Raw genomic sequence first — 14,281 nt, forward strand, 5'->3', positions numbered from 1 at the left:
CGGCCTGGCAGGCCCATTCTCTTAGGGTTCGTTTAAAGGACGCACTGCCATGGTCGACGGGTCATGTAGGGAGCGCGGCCGCAGGGCCGTGCCGGGGCGTTGCGTCAGTTTGATTGGTTCATATCCGCCAAGGCATCCGTCGACCGCTTGGTCCACGGATCGGCGAAACACGATCCCTTGACAGCGGCCCGACATGGTGCCTTCGTCGCCATGCTGCTCGGCGCGGCGCTGTTCGGCCTGACATTGGTGCCGCCTTTCCTGGCTTTCTCCGGTGGTCCCAGCCTCGGTGTCGGCGGCATCATGGTACTGGTTGCCGCCCTGCTCGCCATTGTCTGGCGCTTGTCCGTCACCGGTCGTCTCGATGTTGCGGCTCTACTCACCGTCCTCGCCGTCTGCGGCTTTGCCGGCATCGTCGCCCGCCACAGCGGCGGGCACAGCGCCAGCGCCTATGCACTTCTGGCCGTCGCTCCCGCCCTCGCGCTGCTGACGGGCGCCCGCAACATCGTGATCCGCGCTATCGTCCTGGCCGGCATCACCGCCATGGTGATCGCCCTGGCGGGAACGAAGATGGCGCCGCCGCCCAGTTTCGGTACGCGCTTCCTCGACGGACTGGGCGTCGTGCTTGCCCTTGCTGCCGTCGGCGGCATCGTGCTGATGGAATTGCGCCTGAGGCGCTACGACCGCCAGCTCGTGAAGTCCGGCGAAGCCCGTTATACCCTGCTGGCGGAGAACATCAGCGACCTCGTGACCCGGCACGGCAAGCGCGGCCAGGTCGTCTATGCTTCGCCGGCGTCCCAGGCGCTGTTCGGTGCCGAGCCGTCCGAACTGCTCGGCCAGGGCCTGTTCGATTATGTGCATATCGCCGACCGTCCCGCCTATCTGTCTGCGCTTTCCAGCGCCGAGATGGATGGGCTGGGCTCGACGGTCGAGTTCCGGCTGCGCCGCAAGGGGGAGGGGGCTCCCGTCTTCCTGTGGGTGGAGATGCGCTGCCGGCCGCTGGGCGAGGACGAGGACCGCCAGACGGTGGCGGTCATGCAGGACATCACCGATCGCAAGGCCTATGAGCACCAGCTCATCGACGCGAAGATCGAGGCCGAGAAGGCCAATGCCGCCAAGAGCCGCTTCCTGGCCACGATGAGCCATGAGCTGCGCACGCCCCTCAATGCCATCATCGGCTTTTCGGAGCTGATGCTGAACGAGGAGATGATGAAGCTCTCGGCAGAGCGGCGGCATGAATATGCCGGCCTGATCCATGACAGCGGCCACCATCTACTGTCGATGGTCAACGGCATCCTCGACATGTCGAAGATCGAGAGCGGCAGCTTCGAGTTGGTGCCTGAATCCTTCCAGATCCGCGACCTCATCGAGAACTGCCGCAATATCCTGCTGCTGAAGGCGCAGGAACTCGGCATCTCCCTGGAGACCGCCATCGCGCCCGACATGCCGCCGATCATCGCCGACAAGCGCGCCTGCCGCCAGATCTACCTCAACCTGATGTCCAACGCGCTCAAATTCACCAAGCGCGGCGGCCATGTCACCATCGGCGCGCGCCAGGAGAAATACGGCGTCGCCCTCTTCGTCGCCGATGACGGCGTCGGCGTGGCGCGCGAGGACGTGCCGCGGCTGGGCGAGGCCTTCTTCCAGTCGACGGCCGGCAAGCCGTCCAAGGACTACGAACGGACCTATGAAGGCACCGGCCTCGGCCTTTCCGTGGTCAAGGGCCTTGCCCAGTTGCATGGCGGGCGCATGGAGGTCGACAGCCTGATCGGTCACGGTACCACCGTCACGGTCCAGCTGCCGTCCGATTGCGAAAGCGAAGCCTCGCGCCGGGCCTTTGCCAGCGGCGCCACCATTGAAACGCTGCCGGTGCGTCCGGCGGTCCAAGATCATTTTATCGAAGAAGAATTGGGGAAGAAGCGTGCGTGAAGCGTTAGCCCGTTCCGATCGCGATTTTCTGCTGTCGGACAAGGTCGAAGAGGCCCCCTCGCGTTATGTCGGTATCATGCGGGTGATCCTGCAGCGTCCGGCCGAGGTCGCGGGACTGGCGGTGATGGGGGGCCTCAGCCTTGCGATCCTGGTCAATGCTCTGGTTCTGCAGAACGGCACGCATACCTCGCCCTTCATCGCCCAGCGCGGCTCGGCCTCGTCGGCTCCTTCCGTTTCGGCGTCGGGTGCGAGCGCGCGTGGGGCTGACGATGCCGCTTCCCAGGACGCGGTTGCCGTGCTGCGGGATGTCCAGCTCGCCTTGGCCGAGCGCGGGCTCTATGACGGCCTGGCCGACGGGGTTCTCGGCCCCAAGACCACCACGGCGATCCGCTCCTTCCAGCAGCACAATGGCATGCCGGTCGACGGTCAGCCCAGCGCGGCGCTGCTTACCAAGATCATCGCCAGTTCCAGTCCCCTGCTCACCACCGAACCGACCGCCGCAGAGGCGCCCCCGGCTCCGCCCGTCGACCAGATCGCCGCGCTGATCAATGGCGAGCCGCCGGCCCCGGCCGGCCCACAGCCCGACAAACGCGTGCTTGGGGTCGAAAAGGCACTGGCCAAGCAGGGCTATGGTCCCCTGAAGGTCGATGGCTTCATGGCGGCCGACACGCGCAACGCCATCTCCCGCTTCGAGAAGGATCGTGGATTGCCGGTAACCGGCCAGATCTCGACGCGGCTGCTGCAGGAATTGGCCCGTTCCGGTACCAAGGTGGAATGAGCGCCCGGCTCAAATCCAGCCTGTTCGTCGCGGCTTATCTTCGCCGCGCCATGGCGGAAGGTGCCTTCGCCGCATTGCGCCAGCGCGGTTCCGAGGAGGCCGGGGCCATCTTCGTCAAGATCGACCATCTCGACGGCACCGCCGCGCTTTACGGCCCGGCGCCGCAATCGCTCATCACCGAGGATGATGGCGTGCGCCGCTTTGTGCGGATCACGCCGGCGGACGCCACGCCCTTGGATGCTGAGACGCGATTGCAGCGCGAATTCCGCTTCGACCCCGACCTCTGGGTCATCGAGGCGGAGGACCGCCAGGGCCGGCATTTCCTCGACCTCGCCGAGGAAAGCTGAGGCGGGCATTGCCCGAATTACCATTCGGCAATGTATCAAAACGTGATTCCGCAACCGATGGCTTTGGGTGCATAGTCTGGCCCGGACGGCCGGTGATGCATTGCCGGACGCACCATGCCCGAAAGGCCTACGCCTATTTTGTTGGGCGCGTTTTGCCCAAAAAGGGCCAATTGGCCGTAATATCGGGGCCCGATGTGCAAAATCGCACACCGGAGTCACGCCGCAGCGACGGCGGGCGGCGTTTAGTGCGTATGTACACAGACTGTTAACTTTCCTTACCTGCTAATGACCCCAAAGCGAACGGAGTCTCGATTTCTGGTGCAATCTGCTGATAGGTCCCGCCATGAGCATCGTCCTGCCATTTCCCAAACAACCTCAAGCCCCACGCCCTCCGAGTGAACAGGAGGCCCGGGAGCCTAGTGCCGAAATCCTGTTCTTCACCGGCGTGCGTATCGAGCGCCACGTAGAAGACGATCGTCAGTCGCCCCAGCCGCGTCGTGGCGCCGGTGGTGGCAAGCGCCATCGCAAGGCGTGAGTTCCAGCGACTATCTCGACCGAGCCGAGGGAGCTCTCCTCGGGCTTGCCATCGGTGATGCCCTCGGCACTACGCTCGAATTTTCAGCTCGCGACAGCCATGCTCCCCTGACCGACATCGTCGGCGGCGGGCCATTCGCCCTTCCACCCGGGGCCTGGACCGACGACACCTCCATGGCGCTTTGCCTGGCGGCGAGCCTCCAGCAGCACAAACAATTCGATCCCCAGGATTGCATGAACCGTTTCGTCAATTGGTGGCGACACGGCTATTTGAGCGCGACCGGCGAGTGTTTCGACATTGGCGGGGTAACCAGCAAGGCCCTGGCGCGCTATGAGGCCTCGGGCAATCCGTTCGCTGGCCCGACAGCCGCCGACACCGCCGGCAACGGCTCCTTGATGAGACTGGTGCCGGTCGTCATCGCCGCTCGAGGAGATCGGCAACGTGCCCTGCGGGATGCGGCGGACCAGTCCCGCCTGACTCATGGGGCCGAGGAAGCCGTCGAGGCCTGCGTCTATTTCGCAACACTGCTGTTCGAGGCCCTGCACGGTGCGGATCCGGCGAGCGTGCTGCGGCCGAAGCACTTGCCGGAGAATCTTCCCGAGCCGCTGCGGCGTTGTGCAAGCACGGATTGGCGGCGGGTCGAACGCGATGCCATTTCCTCCAGCGGCTATGTCATGCACACGCTGGAGGCGGCGCTGTGGGCCGTATCCCGAGCCGAATGCTTCCAGGGTGCGGTGGTAGACGCGGTGAATCTGGGTGGGGACGCCGACACGATCGGCGCTGTGGCCGGCCAATTGGCCGGTGCCTTGTGGGGACGAAGCGCCATTCCGATCGCCTGGCAGCACAAGGTCGTGTGGGGCGATGAGATCATCGCGACGGCCCGCGCTCTCGCGCTGGGTTGAGAGGGTGCCGAGCGCTTTCTCTATCGAAAAATCTGTCGACGTTTCTGAACAACGCTCTAGCGACAGCTTGCGGGCTCCAGTTCCCGCTCCACATCGACCTGCTGGGTCGGTTCGGGCACGAGCGCACGCACCACGATCAGGCCCGTCGGCTCGGGGGCCTGAAGTCGCAAGGCGACCGGCAGATCCGGACCTTGCTTGGCCCTGATCTCGGCAAGCTGCGCCAGTGTGAACAAGGTCATCTCGAGCGCACCGTTCGCGCCCGCACGGTCGGTCAGCGTGTAGAAATTGAGGCCTGCCGGCGTATAGAACGACACCGACAGAAAACCGGCATTCAGCGGAACGCGCACATGAACCGGGCCACCGGTGAGGTCGTAGCGGCAGAAAGCCGTTACGATGGCCGGGTCCGGTAGCGGCAATGGGGTCTTGTCGGCAGTCAGGATGACGAAACGTCCGAGTGGGGCGATTGCGCTCGCGCGCTGAAAGCCGGTCTGCCCGCTGAGGCGGGGTAGAGTGACGATCGTGGCCAAATGCACCACGACGCCGATGAGCAGGCCCGCGAGCGTCCATAACAGCCAGCGGATCACGGGGGGCCTCCAGCCACGCAGTCGAGCCGTTCGATTGCGGGAACGGCAATACTCCGGCCGGCCCCGAATTCCGTGGCGAGGCCTGTCGAGATCGGACTGTCATAAAGGCGCAGGATCAGGCTCATCGGGCCGGGGGAACTCGGCAGCCAGTTGCCGGGCTGGCTGTCGGGCGCCACGGTGACGGTCACCCGGCCTTCCTCGCCCCTCAGAACGGAAGCACTGGTGAAGCCGGCCCGGTTGCTGGGATTGCGGGCCAGCCTGTCGGATCGATCATAGAGGCTGAGGGTCCACCAGCGCGCCTGCGGCAGCATGGCCGAAAGGCGGTACCGGCAGGTGCCATCGAGCGCTCGCCCCGCCGAATCCTCCCACGCCGTGAAGGCAAGGCCTTCACCAGGCCCGAGAGGCAGGTCTCCACTGCGGGCGATGCGCGCGCGGCTATAGCGATCGGCCCCGAGCGGGTCGGCCAGGGGCCATGCCGTCCAGGGACCGAAGCGCAGGGCGCCGAGCTGGAAATCGGCCCCGGTAGCCCACCAGGTGAGACCGAGCCCCAGCGCGCCGCCGAGGGCAAGGGCATAGACCAGCCCCAGGATCGCGGAGAAACCTTTCATTCGATGGCCGAAACCGGCGCCGGGCGGCGCATCTGGGCTGCCTGCCTGGCAGGCGAATGATCGGCCTGCTCGATCAGGGTGGCGACGTCCCGCAGGATCTGTGTCGCGTTGCGGGTGAGGACAGGCGGCGGCGCAGGAGCCATCTGCGCCGCATCCGCCGTATCGGGGGCCGACGGTTCGGCCTTGCTGGGCTGCTGCACCGGCGGGAAGGGGGCAACGCCGGGGATCGGCCGGATTTCCACGCCTTGGTGAGCGACGGTCATCACCTGCTGCCAGGTCATGGCCGGAAGGGAGCCGCCGGTCATCTCCTCCGTGGGCTGGAAATTGTCATTGCCATACCAGACCCCACCGATGAAGTTACCGGTAAAGCCCATGAACCACGCGTCGCGATAGGAATTGGTGGTGCCGGTCTTGCCGGCCACCTTGATGCCGGGCAGCTGGGCTCGCTTGGCCGTGCCGTTTTCGACCACGCTGTTGAGCATGCCGTTCATATCGGCGATGATCTTGGGGTCGATCACCACCGGATCCTCGCGGGCGGGATCGAACTTATGCAGAAGGTCGCCCTTGGCATTGCGGATCTCCAGCGCGGCATGGGGGGGCGCCTTGTGTCCGCCGGACGAGAAGACGCCATAGGCGCCGGTCATCTCCAGGAGATTGACGGCCTCGACCCCGATCGGCAGGGCCCAGGACTCCTTGAGCTCCGTCTCGATGCCCATGGTTTTGGCCGTCTCGATGATCATGCGCCGGCCGTCGGCGGCGCTCTTGCTGAGGGCCAGGGAGATCTTGACGGGGATGACGTTGATCGAGCGGGTGATGGCCTGTGTCAGCGTGATCGGACCGGAGAATTTGTGGCCGAAATTCTGGGGACACCAGTTTCGGATGCAGACGGGCGAATCCACCACGATGGATTTGGGCGTGAAGCCGTTCATCAAGGCGGTGGCATAGACGAAGGGCTTGAAGGAGGAGCCGGGCTGGCGCAGGGCGTCCGTGGCCCGGTTGAACTGGCTCTGGCTATAATCGCGTCCGCCCACCATGGCGCGTACAGCGCCGTCGGGCTCCATGACCACGATGGCACCCTGGTGCACGTTGTAGTCCTTGCCATATTGGCGCAGATTCGATTCCAGGGCGTTTTCCGCCGTTGCCTGGATGATCGGATCCAGCGCCGTGCGCACCACGAACACGGATTCGCTGCCCAATGCCCCGTCATCGGCGAGGTCGGCGATCTCGCCATAGGCCCAGTCCAGATAATAGTCGGGTGCCTTTTCCCGCGCCCGGTCGACCGGCGTGGCCGGATTGCGGCGGGCACCGGAGACTTGGCCCTCGGTCATGAAGCCGGCGTCGACGAGATTGCTGAGCACCTGGTTTGCACGCCCACGCGCCGCTGCGAGGTTGTTGGTCGGTGCGTATTTGGTCGGTGCCTTGAACAGGCCGGCCAGCATGGCCGCTTCCGCCAGGGAGACGTCGCGCACCGACTTGCCGAAGTAATATTGCGCCGCCGCCTCGATGCCGAAGGCACCCCCGCCCATATAGGCGCGGTCGAGATAGAGCTTGAGGATTTCGTCCTTGCTCAGATGCCCCTCGAGCCAGAGCGCCAGATAGGCCTCGCGGATCTTGCGTTCCAGCGTGCGCTGGTTGGACAGGAAGAGATTCTTGGCGAGCTGCTGGGTGATCGAGGAGCCGCCCTGCACCACGCCGCTCGCCTGGCTGTTGACGGTGAGCGCGCGCAGCGTGCCGATGACGTCGATGCCGAAATGATCGTAGAAGCGCCGGTCTTCGGTGGCGAGAACGGCCTTGATGACATAGTCGGGCATGTCGGCCAGGGCCACGCTGTCATTGCTGCGGATGCCGCGCTGGCCGACGATATTGCCATAACGATCCTCGAAAGTGACGGCGATGTCGGCGCGGCGCAGCCAGTCATCGCCGATCTGGCGGATTGCCGGCTGCATCAGCATCAGGCCGAAGATCATGCCGGCCGTGCCCAGCGTCAGCCCTTCGCAGCCGACTTCCACCAGCATCCGGCGCCAGCCCGAGACCTGGAACCTGTTGGAGATGTCGGAGCCGCGTTCGATCCCGGCTCGCACTTTCTGCCACGACGCATAGACGGCGTTGTCGAGCCATGAGTCCAAACGAAGGGCGGCGCGGCTCAGGCGCTTTCGAAAGGACGGCTCTGGCTTGCGTTCAGGCACGATGGAACCAACCGGTACGCGAAAGACGTCAGGACGCACAGTCTAACCCCCGGTCGCCGATCCTGAAAGACCTGCAATTTCCCTGCCGAGATTTTCCAGCGGCATGGCAAACAACGTTGCGTTCAGAATTAATTTTTCATCCCTGTCGGAACCGGCCGCGCTGCGCCGTCCTTGGGGTAAGTCCACGAAACTTGCCCATGAGGAGGGAAGACCATGGCTGATATCGCCCCGCACGGCATGAACGTCCTGTCGCCGCATCTGGTCTGCGACGGCGCAGCCGATGCCATCGAATTCTACAAGAAGGCTTTTGGCGCCGAAGAGATGATCCGCCTGCCCGGACCCGACGGCAAGCTGATGCATGCCTCCATCAAGGTCTGCGGCAGTTCCGTCATGCTGGTCGACGCGAACAAGCAATGGGGCCTGCTATCGCCCAAGATGCTCAACGGCACCCCCGTGACCATCCATCTCTTCGTCGCCGACGTCGACGCTTTCGTCGCCCGCGCTGTCGAGGCGGGCGCCGAAGTGGCGATGCCGGTGCAGGACATGTTCTGGGGCGACCGTTATGGCGTGATCAAGGACCCCTTCGGGCATCATTGGTCGATCGCCACCCATCAGCGCGATCTCACCGTCGAGGAAATCCAGGAAGGTATGCGCAAGATGGCCTGCTGAAGCGCTCCCTTCCGGCGGCCCGCCTTCTCACGAAGGGTGACTCTGACCGGCTGTTCCGCTATGGCAACGGCGATGGAACAGCCTTCGAAGCCCTTCTGGAAGACCAAGCCCCTGGAGGCCCTCTCCCCGGAGGAATGGGAGAGCCTTTGCGACGGCTGCGGGCGCTGCTGCCTGGTCAAGCTCGAGGAAGAGGAAACCGGCGACACCTATTTCACCGATGTCGCCTGTTTCATGCTCGAATGCCATAGCTGCCAGTGCTCCGATTACGAGCATCGCAAGCGTCATGTTCCTGACTGCGTCACGCTGACGCCCGAGCTGGTGCGCACCATCGATTGGCTGCCGCCGACCTGTGCCTATCGGTTGGTCGCCGACGGCGAGGATCTCTATTGGTGGCATCCCCTGGTTTCGGGGGACCCCAATACCGTGCACCAGGCCAATGTCTCGGTGCGCGGCAAGGTCAAGGCCGACGACAAGCAGGTGGGCGAGGGCGAGTGGGAAGAGCACGTGGTGCGTTGGCCCGCGCGCGTACCCAAGGCGGCTCGCAGGCGCTGAAGCCTGTGTGAAGGCGACGCTCCGCCGCTCTGCCTGAAACGTCAGGATGGGAGCCGTGGCGGTTGCCTGCGGGCTTTCCTGGCGCAACGGCAGCAAACGCCATTCGAGCGAGCCGAAGACGGGTGGAATCGCGGCGACGGGGAAACGGCATGGCACCGCATCGTCGAGCATCGCTGTGCGGACATTCTGGGAATTGCCCCACTCGGGCAGCATTCCAGCAACACAGCACGCTTATCTTTGCATCATTCAAAAGGAGTTGCGGGATGGAAACGCTTGTCGATATCGGCTCTGCTGCCGTGCTCATGATCTTGGCGGGCATGATCTTGCATGTTGCCCTGTCCATGCCGGTCTGAGGTTGGAAAATACTAAGTTTACTCTTTGGTAAACATTTTTTGTCGAAGGAGAGGAGTTTGTGCGTTTTCGCACAGAGCGAATACGCGCAAATGTTCGAAATAGGGCGTGTTGAACATCAGATTCGGGGGAAGATTGATGACACGTGCGCAACTGGTTTTCGATCGTCCTGAGCGGGTGGCGGGCTTCGGCCGCGTGAATCCCTCGGCGGCTGGACGGCATCTCAGTTTTGCGATCTCGACTCTGTCCTTTGTCGTGATCGCTGCCTCCGTCTTGTTCCTTGCTTCATTCTTCTAAGCTCGGCCGCCGGCATTGGCCGTTTCGAGCGCGACCATGGGGCTGCATGTGACCTCGGAAAGCAGTGCTCAGGATTGAAATAGCGAGGGCAGGGGCCACAGGAACGATCGCAGGGCCTGCGATCCCCGGCGATGAGCGTCTCGCTTACTGAAAGCGCACAGGGGAGCCGGCTCTGTCGGCCATGGTCTCGATGAAGGTGCGATAGGCCGAGACGGCGGTAACGGCGGTGATCGTGCCGCAATCGCGCCCCTTGCCGCCCATCACGGCCGAGATCACGCCGACCAGCACATAGTTCGCGCCCTGGCGCTGGAACACCGGCCCGCCCGAATCGCCCCGGCAAATGCCGTTATTGTTGATGGTGCGGCGGGTTGCCTTGTGATCGATCAGGAAGAGCTGGTGGGATTTGCTGTCGATCTGGTCCAGCATATCGAAGCGCCGTTCGCGCAGCTTGCCGGCGCTGCTGACCACGCGATCGCGGCTCATGCCGAAGCCGGCGACCTGGACGTCGACGAAACTGCCGTCATCGGCGATACGCGAGGCCAGCGGCACCGGCACCAGCCAGTCGGGAAAATCGTGGTCGACCCGGATCAGCGCGATATCGTTGATCGCAGCCGAGGTTCCGAGCGCCGTTACGTCGAACTGGGGATGGATCGCCACCTGCGTCGCCTCGGCGAAGCGGAAGCGGAACTGGGTATCGAGGGCACGGATGCGATAGTCGCCATGCCCGCTCAGGAAACAATGAGCGGCCGTGAGCACAAGCTTGCGGGAAATCACCGTGCCACTGCATTTGGTGCCGCTCGGCCCCGTGATCTGTACCACGTGACTGCGTACGCCGGAGGGATCGGTGACGTCGCGACCGCCTTTGATCGCCAGGGCTGGCATGGTGAGGGCCACGAAGGACATGACAGCGGCGGCGAGGCGGGTTTTCATCATGGCTAAGCTGTAGAGCATTTCCAACCAAAACCAAATTGTTGCGCGTTCGGGCGGGTTCTTGCCGAGCGAGTCTCGGATTCGACCGTGAAGAATCGGCCGGATCTCAAACGCCGGGCTGTCATGGCAGGGGCGCTCCCATGCGCGCTGCATTGCTGCGAATCCAGGGCAGGGCGGTGCCCAGCAGGGCCACGCCCGTCATGCCGCCGCAGCCCCGGCCGCTATTGGCGCCCACGGCCGAAGCCAGCACGCCCACGAGCATGCCCTCGCGCAGCACCGGACCGCCCGAATCGCCCTGGCAGGCGCCGCCGACGCCACTGTTCTCGCGCAGGCGCAACTGCACCCTGGAGATGGGCGGAGATCCTTCCAGCGCAATTTCACGCAGAACGCCGCCGCTCTTGCCGGCATTCTGGGCAGTCAGGCCGAACCCGGCGACGCGGTAGACCGCACCCGCGATGCCTGCTTCGGCCGCCAGGGAAAGCGGCGCATAGCCCGCCAGGGGCGCATCGAGTTTCACCAGAGCGAGATCGATGGTGAAATGCCGTTTGTCATAAGCCTTGGCATCGAATTGGGGGTGGATCGCCACGCTGCCGAGTTGTGACAGCACCGGCTTGCCGCCCTGATAGGTCAGCAGACGGTAATTGGCGCCTTTGCGCACGCAATGGCCCGCTGTCAGCAGAAGATCGGAGGCAATGACGCTGGCCGAGCAGAAACTGCCGCGATCGGAGACGATCATCACGACGTGGCGGGCCATATCGGCGGCTGCCGGCGTGCCGCCGACGATGGCATGGGCGGGCAACGCCGACACAAGAGCCATGACCAGAGCTATGACCAGGCTCAGAAGGGCGATCATGGGTGAGCGCAGGACCCAGGTCGACATCGATGCCAGCATCCGTGACTGGCGTGGCCCGGGCGAGAACCAGCCGGCACCTGTCGTATTAACGGGGCGCTCCTTCTGGCGAAACGCGGGATTGAGCATTACGTTCATGCCGTGTTCAGTGGCTCTGCACAATGATGATGGCTCGAATCGAGGGGAATTGCGGCGAAATCTAGAGCAAGGCGCGTCGGGCGGAAATGCCGCCTTGTTCTAACTCCTTGTTTCGGCGCGTTTTTGGATTTTGCACGAGGCGAGCTATAGCAGAAGGATGAGGATGGGGCGGATATCTTCCTTAGCCGTGGCCCTTGCCCTGGGACTGGGGTGGTTTGTGGCGTTGCAGCCGGCGATGGCTGCCTGCGTCAGCCTCAGCGAGGCGCGCCCGCTCGTGAAGTCAGGTACGATCGTGCCTCTTCTTTCGGCATTGGGAGCGGCTCGACGTGCGGTAAAGGGAGAGATGATCGACGGCAATTTGTGTGGAGACCCTGGCAATTACCGCTATGTCGTCACATTTCTGGGGACCGATGGTCGGGTGATAAGAGCGACGATCAACGCCAAGACCGGCGAAGTCGTAGGTGTGAAGTAAAGGAATACCGATGCGGCTTCTCGTGGTCGAGGATGATCAGGATCTCAACCGCCAACTGGTCAAGGCGCTTGAAGAGGCCGGCTATGCCGTCGACCGGGCCTTCGACGGCGAGGAAGGCCATTTCCTCGGTGATACCGAACCTTATGATGCCGTTGTGCTCGACGTCGGGCTGCCGAAGCTCGACGGCATTACCGTGCTCGACCGCTGGCGCCGCGCCGGCAAGGTGATGCCGGTGCTGATCCTGACCGCCCGGGATCGCTGGTCCGACAAGGTGATGGGATTCGATTCGGGGGCGGACGATTACGTCGCCAAGCCCTTCCACATGGAAGAGGTCCTGGCTCGTCTTCGCGCGCTCATCCGCCGTACCACCGGCCATGCCACCAATGAACTCGTCTGCGGCCCCGTGCGCCTCGATGCCCGGGCCGGCCGCGTGGTGGTCGACGGCAACCCGATCAAGCTCACCTCGCATGAATATCGGCTGCTGGCCTATCTGATGCACTATACCGGGCGCGTCGTGTCGCGCACCGAATTGGTCGAGCATCTCTACGACCAGGATTTCGACCGTGATTCCAATACGATCGAGGTGTTCGTCGGCAGGCTGCGCAAGAAACTGGGTGTGGATGTGATCCAGACCGTGCGCGGCATGGGCTATATCCTCACGCCGCCGGACGCCATGCGCGTATGACCACACGCTCGCTGGCCTTCCGCCTCTTCGTCGCCGCCGCGGCCTGGGTGGTGGTGGTGCTGGTGGTGGCGGGCGTGGTGCTCTCCTCCGTCTACCAGCATGCGACCGAGCGCTCCTTCGACGAGCGCCTGCATGTCTATCTCAAGACGCTGGTCGCCGATATCGCTGGCGCGGATGTGGGCGACCGCACGGCGCCAGGCGCCATGGGCGAGCCCCGTTTCGAGTTGCCGCTGTCGGGCTGGTACTGGCAGATCAACCGCCTCGACAAGCCGGCTTCCAATGGATCCAAATCGCTGTTCGAAGCGACCTTGCCGAGCCTCGACGACCAGAACACGCCCGGCGAACCCAGCGGTGTGCGCGAGGGCTATATCAAGGGCCCGGACGATCGCCGGCTGCGTGCCGTCGAGCGTCTGATCGATCTTGGGGAGGACGGCCGCTACCGGGTAACCCTGGCCGGCCCTGCCGATGAGATCGACAGCGCCATTTCCGACTTTCAATATTCGCTGCTGCTGACCTTTACCGCACTTGGCGTCGGGCTGCTCGCTGCGATTCTGCTGCAGGTACGCTTCGGCCTCAGGCCGCTTTCGCGCATCAGCGGTGCGCTGGCGCGCATGCGCACTGGCGAGGCGGCCAAGCTGCCGCCGGACCTGCCCGACGAGATCGTGCCGCTTGCGCGTGAACTGGATGCGCTGGTCGACGCCAACCGGGAAGTGGTCGAACGGGCCCGCACCCATGTCGGCAATCTCGCCCACGCCCTGAAGACGCCCTTGTCCGTCATCGCCAACGAGGCGGGTACGGCGCCGGCCAGTCCCTTGGCCGAACAGGTGGGCCGACAGGTTGGCGTGATGCGCAAGCAGATCGATCACCACCTCCAGCGCGCGCGCATCGCCGCCGCCGTCAGCGTGGTGGGAACGGTGACCGAGATCGCACCGGTGATCGAGGGGCTGGTCCGGGCCATGGAGAAAATCCATGCCGTCAAGCGCCTGAAGATCACGGTTCAGGTCGATCCGGCGCTGCGTTTCCGCGGTGAGAAGCAAGACATCGAGGAAATGACCGGCAATCTCATCGACAATGCCTGCAAATGGGCGATCAGCGAGGTATTGATCCGGACCGAGGCGTTCCACCTGGATGGCGCGATGTTCGCCCGGATTACCATCGACGATGACGGACCGGGCCTGTCACCCGAGAAGCGCGCCGAGGCGGGACAGCGCGGCAAGCGGCTCGACGAGACCAAGCCCGGCACCGGCCTCGGCCTTGCCATCGTACAGGATCTCGTCTCGCTCTATGGCGGCCGTTTCAATCTCGATGAAGCACCGATCGGCGGTCTGCGGGCCATCCTCGATATTCCCGCCCTGCAGGGGCCGGTACCAACAGCCGGCGCCCGGCCATCCTCGCGAAGCGGTGAAGGCGCGACGGTCTAGAACCAAACACGTTCAGATGCGAACATTTGTTGGTTCGACTTCTCCAGTCC

Annotated in this window: 15 protein-coding genes; 9 read left to right on the top strand and 6 right to left on the bottom strand. The window is 64.1% G+C overall.

The window, feature by feature from the left end; genetic code table 11:
* Positions 1-177: 177 nt before the first annotated feature.
* The 3 genes from ACTJKX_RS02265 to ACTJKX_RS02275 are packed head-to-tail and all read left to right on the top strand — an operon-like array spanning position 178 to position 3,051.
* Entirely contained in the window at positions 178-1,926 is a 1,749-nt protein-coding gene (locus tag ACTJKX_RS02265; RefSeq protein ID WP_394310136.1) for a PAS domain-containing sensor histidine kinase, read from the top strand.
* On the top strand, positions 1,919-2,704 hold the full coding sequence (locus ACTJKX_RS02270) for a peptidoglycan-binding domain-containing protein (RefSeq protein WP_311933376.1): 786 nt from the start codon (positions 1,919-1,921) through the stop codon (positions 2,702-2,704). Before ACTJKX_RS02265 ends, ACTJKX_RS02270 begins: the two co-directional genes overlap by 8 nt.
* Positions 2,701-3,051, top strand: a complete 351-nt coding sequence (locus tag ACTJKX_RS02275; protein ID WP_311933375.1) for a DUF1491 family protein — start codon at positions 2,701-2,703, stop codon at positions 3,049-3,051. The genes ACTJKX_RS02270 and ACTJKX_RS02275 overlap by 4 nt, the downstream gene beginning before the upstream one ends.
* A gap of 265 nt (positions 3,052-3,316) precedes the next feature.
* Here the strand turns inward: ACTJKX_RS02275 and ACTJKX_RS02280 are convergent, their stop codons facing one another.
* The gene (locus tag ACTJKX_RS02280) at positions 3,317-3,574 is read right to left on the bottom strand and encodes a hypothetical protein (RefSeq protein ID WP_440724226.1); all 258 of its coding nucleotides are present in this window, start codon (positions 3,572-3,574) and stop codon (positions 3,317-3,319) included.
* A gap of 8 nt (positions 3,575-3,582) precedes the next feature.
* On the opposite strand from ACTJKX_RS02280, the gene ACTJKX_RS02285 reads away from it, so the two are divergent.
* On the top strand, positions 3,583-4,488 hold the full coding sequence (locus ACTJKX_RS02285; RefSeq protein ID WP_440724227.1) for an ADP-ribosylglycohydrolase family protein: 906 nt from the start codon (positions 3,583-3,585) through the stop codon (positions 4,486-4,488).
* A 56-nt stretch (positions 4,489-4,544) separates the two neighbouring features.
* Here the strand turns inward: ACTJKX_RS02285 and ACTJKX_RS02290 are convergent, their stop codons facing one another.
* The 3 genes from ACTJKX_RS02290 to ACTJKX_RS02300 are packed head-to-tail and all read right to left on the bottom strand — an operon-like array spanning position 4,545 to position 7,761.
* Positions 4,545-5,072, bottom strand: coding sequence for a DUF1254 domain-containing protein (locus ACTJKX_RS02290; protein ID WP_440724228.1), 528 nt, complete (start codon positions 5,070-5,072; stop codon positions 4,545-4,547).
* Positions 5,069-5,680, bottom strand: a complete 612-nt coding sequence (locus ACTJKX_RS02295; RefSeq protein WP_311933371.1) for a DUF1214 domain-containing protein — start codon at positions 5,678-5,680, stop codon at positions 5,069-5,071. The genes ACTJKX_RS02290 and ACTJKX_RS02295 overlap by 4 nt, the downstream gene beginning before the upstream one ends.
* A complete protein-coding gene (locus ACTJKX_RS02300) occupies positions 5,677-7,761 on the bottom strand; it encodes a transglycosylase domain-containing protein (RefSeq protein WP_440724229.1) in 2,085 nt (694 codons plus the stop codon). Before ACTJKX_RS02300 ends, ACTJKX_RS02295 begins: the two co-directional genes overlap by 4 nt.
* A gap of 318 nt (positions 7,762-8,079) precedes the next feature.
* Between ACTJKX_RS02300 and ACTJKX_RS02305 the strand changes: the two genes are divergently transcribed.
* Positions 8,080-8,535: a VOC family protein gene (locus ACTJKX_RS02305; protein ID WP_367624057.1), complete on the top strand. Its 456-nt coding sequence runs from the start codon at positions 8,080-8,082 to the stop codon at positions 8,533-8,535.
* Between the two features lie 60 nt (positions 8,536-8,595).
* A complete protein-coding gene (locus ACTJKX_RS02310; RefSeq protein WP_367624056.1) occupies positions 8,596-9,087 on the top strand; it encodes a YcgN family cysteine cluster protein in 492 nt (163 codons plus the stop codon).
* 792 nt (positions 9,088-9,879) lie between these two features.
* On the opposite strand, the gene ACTJKX_RS02315 is transcribed toward ACTJKX_RS02310, so the two are convergent.
* Both ACTJKX_RS02315 and ACTJKX_RS02320 read right to left on the bottom strand, forming a co-directional pair.
* Positions 9,880-10,668 (bottom strand): S1 family peptidase, encoded by a 789-nt coding sequence (locus ACTJKX_RS02315; RefSeq protein WP_311933367.1) that lies wholly within the window; start codon positions 10,666-10,668, stop codon positions 9,880-9,882.
* A gap of 118 nt (positions 10,669-10,786) precedes the next feature.
* Positions 10,787-11,653 (bottom strand): S1 family peptidase, encoded by an 867-nt coding sequence (locus tag ACTJKX_RS02320; RefSeq protein WP_311933366.1) that lies wholly within the window; start codon positions 11,651-11,653, stop codon positions 10,787-10,789.
* Between the two features lie 187 nt (positions 11,654-11,840).
* Between ACTJKX_RS02320 and ACTJKX_RS02325 the strand changes: the two genes are divergently transcribed.
* Genes ACTJKX_RS02325 through ACTJKX_RS02335 form a run of 3 tightly spaced genes read left to right on the top strand, consistent with a single transcriptional unit; the run spans position 11,841 to position 14,231 of the window.
* Positions 11,841-12,125: a PepSY domain-containing protein gene (locus ACTJKX_RS02325; protein ID WP_311933365.1), complete on the top strand. Its 285-nt coding sequence runs from the start codon at positions 11,841-11,843 to the stop codon at positions 12,123-12,125.
* 10 nt (positions 12,126-12,135) lie between these two features.
* Positions 12,136-12,810 carry a response regulator transcription factor gene (locus ACTJKX_RS02330; protein ID WP_068296769.1) on the top strand — a complete coding sequence of 225 codons (675 nt, stop codon included), beginning with the start codon at positions 12,136-12,138 and terminating at the stop codon, positions 12,808-12,810.
* The gene (locus tag ACTJKX_RS02335; RefSeq protein ID WP_440724230.1) at positions 12,807-14,231 is read left to right on the top strand and encodes an ATP-binding protein; all 1,425 of its coding nucleotides are present in this window, start codon (positions 12,807-12,809) and stop codon (positions 14,229-14,231) included. The genes ACTJKX_RS02330 and ACTJKX_RS02335 overlap by 4 nt, the downstream gene beginning before the upstream one ends.
* Positions 14,232-14,281 lie beyond the last annotated feature (50 nt).

Source organism: Labrys sp. 22185 (assembly GCF_052045555.1).
In the GTDB taxonomy this organism is placed as follows: Bacteria; Pseudomonadota; Alphaproteobacteria; order Rhizobiales; family Labraceae; genus Labrys; species Labrys neptuniae.

Bases quoted from the DNA above. Each gene is read 5' to 3' on its own strand.
- ACTJKX_RS02275 (WP_311933375.1), top strand. From the start codon at position 2,701: ATGAGCGCCCGGCTCAAATCCAGCCTGTTCGTCGCGGCTTATCTTCGC.
- ACTJKX_RS02280 (WP_440724226.1), bottom strand. From the start codon at position 3,574: ATGGCGCTTGCCACCACCGGCGCCACGACGCGGCTGGGGCGACTGACG.
- ACTJKX_RS02295 (WP_311933371.1), bottom strand. From the start codon at position 5,680: ATGAAAGGTTTCTCCGCGATCCTGGGGCTGGTCTATGCCCTTGCCCTC.
- ACTJKX_RS02305 (WP_367624057.1), top strand. From the start codon at position 8,080: ATGGCTGATATCGCCCCGCACGGCATGAACGTCCTGTCGCCGCATCTG.
- ACTJKX_RS02310 (WP_367624056.1), top strand. From the start codon at position 8,596: ATGGCAACGGCGATGGAACAGCCTTCGAAGCCCTTCTGGAAGACCAAG.
- ACTJKX_RS02315 (WP_311933367.1), bottom strand. From the start codon at position 10,668: ATGATGAAAACCCGCCTCGCCGCCGCTGTCATGTCCTTCGTGGCCCTC.
- ACTJKX_RS02320 (WP_311933366.1), bottom strand. From the start codon at position 11,653: ATGAACGTAATGCTCAATCCCGCGTTTCGCCAGAAGGAGCGCCCCGTT.
- ACTJKX_RS02330 (WP_068296769.1), top strand. From the start codon at position 12,136: ATGCGGCTTCTCGTGGTCGAGGATGATCAGGATCTCAACCGCCAACTG.
- ACTJKX_RS02335 (WP_440724230.1), top strand. From the start codon at position 12,807: ATGACCACACGCTCGCTGGCCTTCCGCCTCTTCGTCGCCGCCGCGGCC.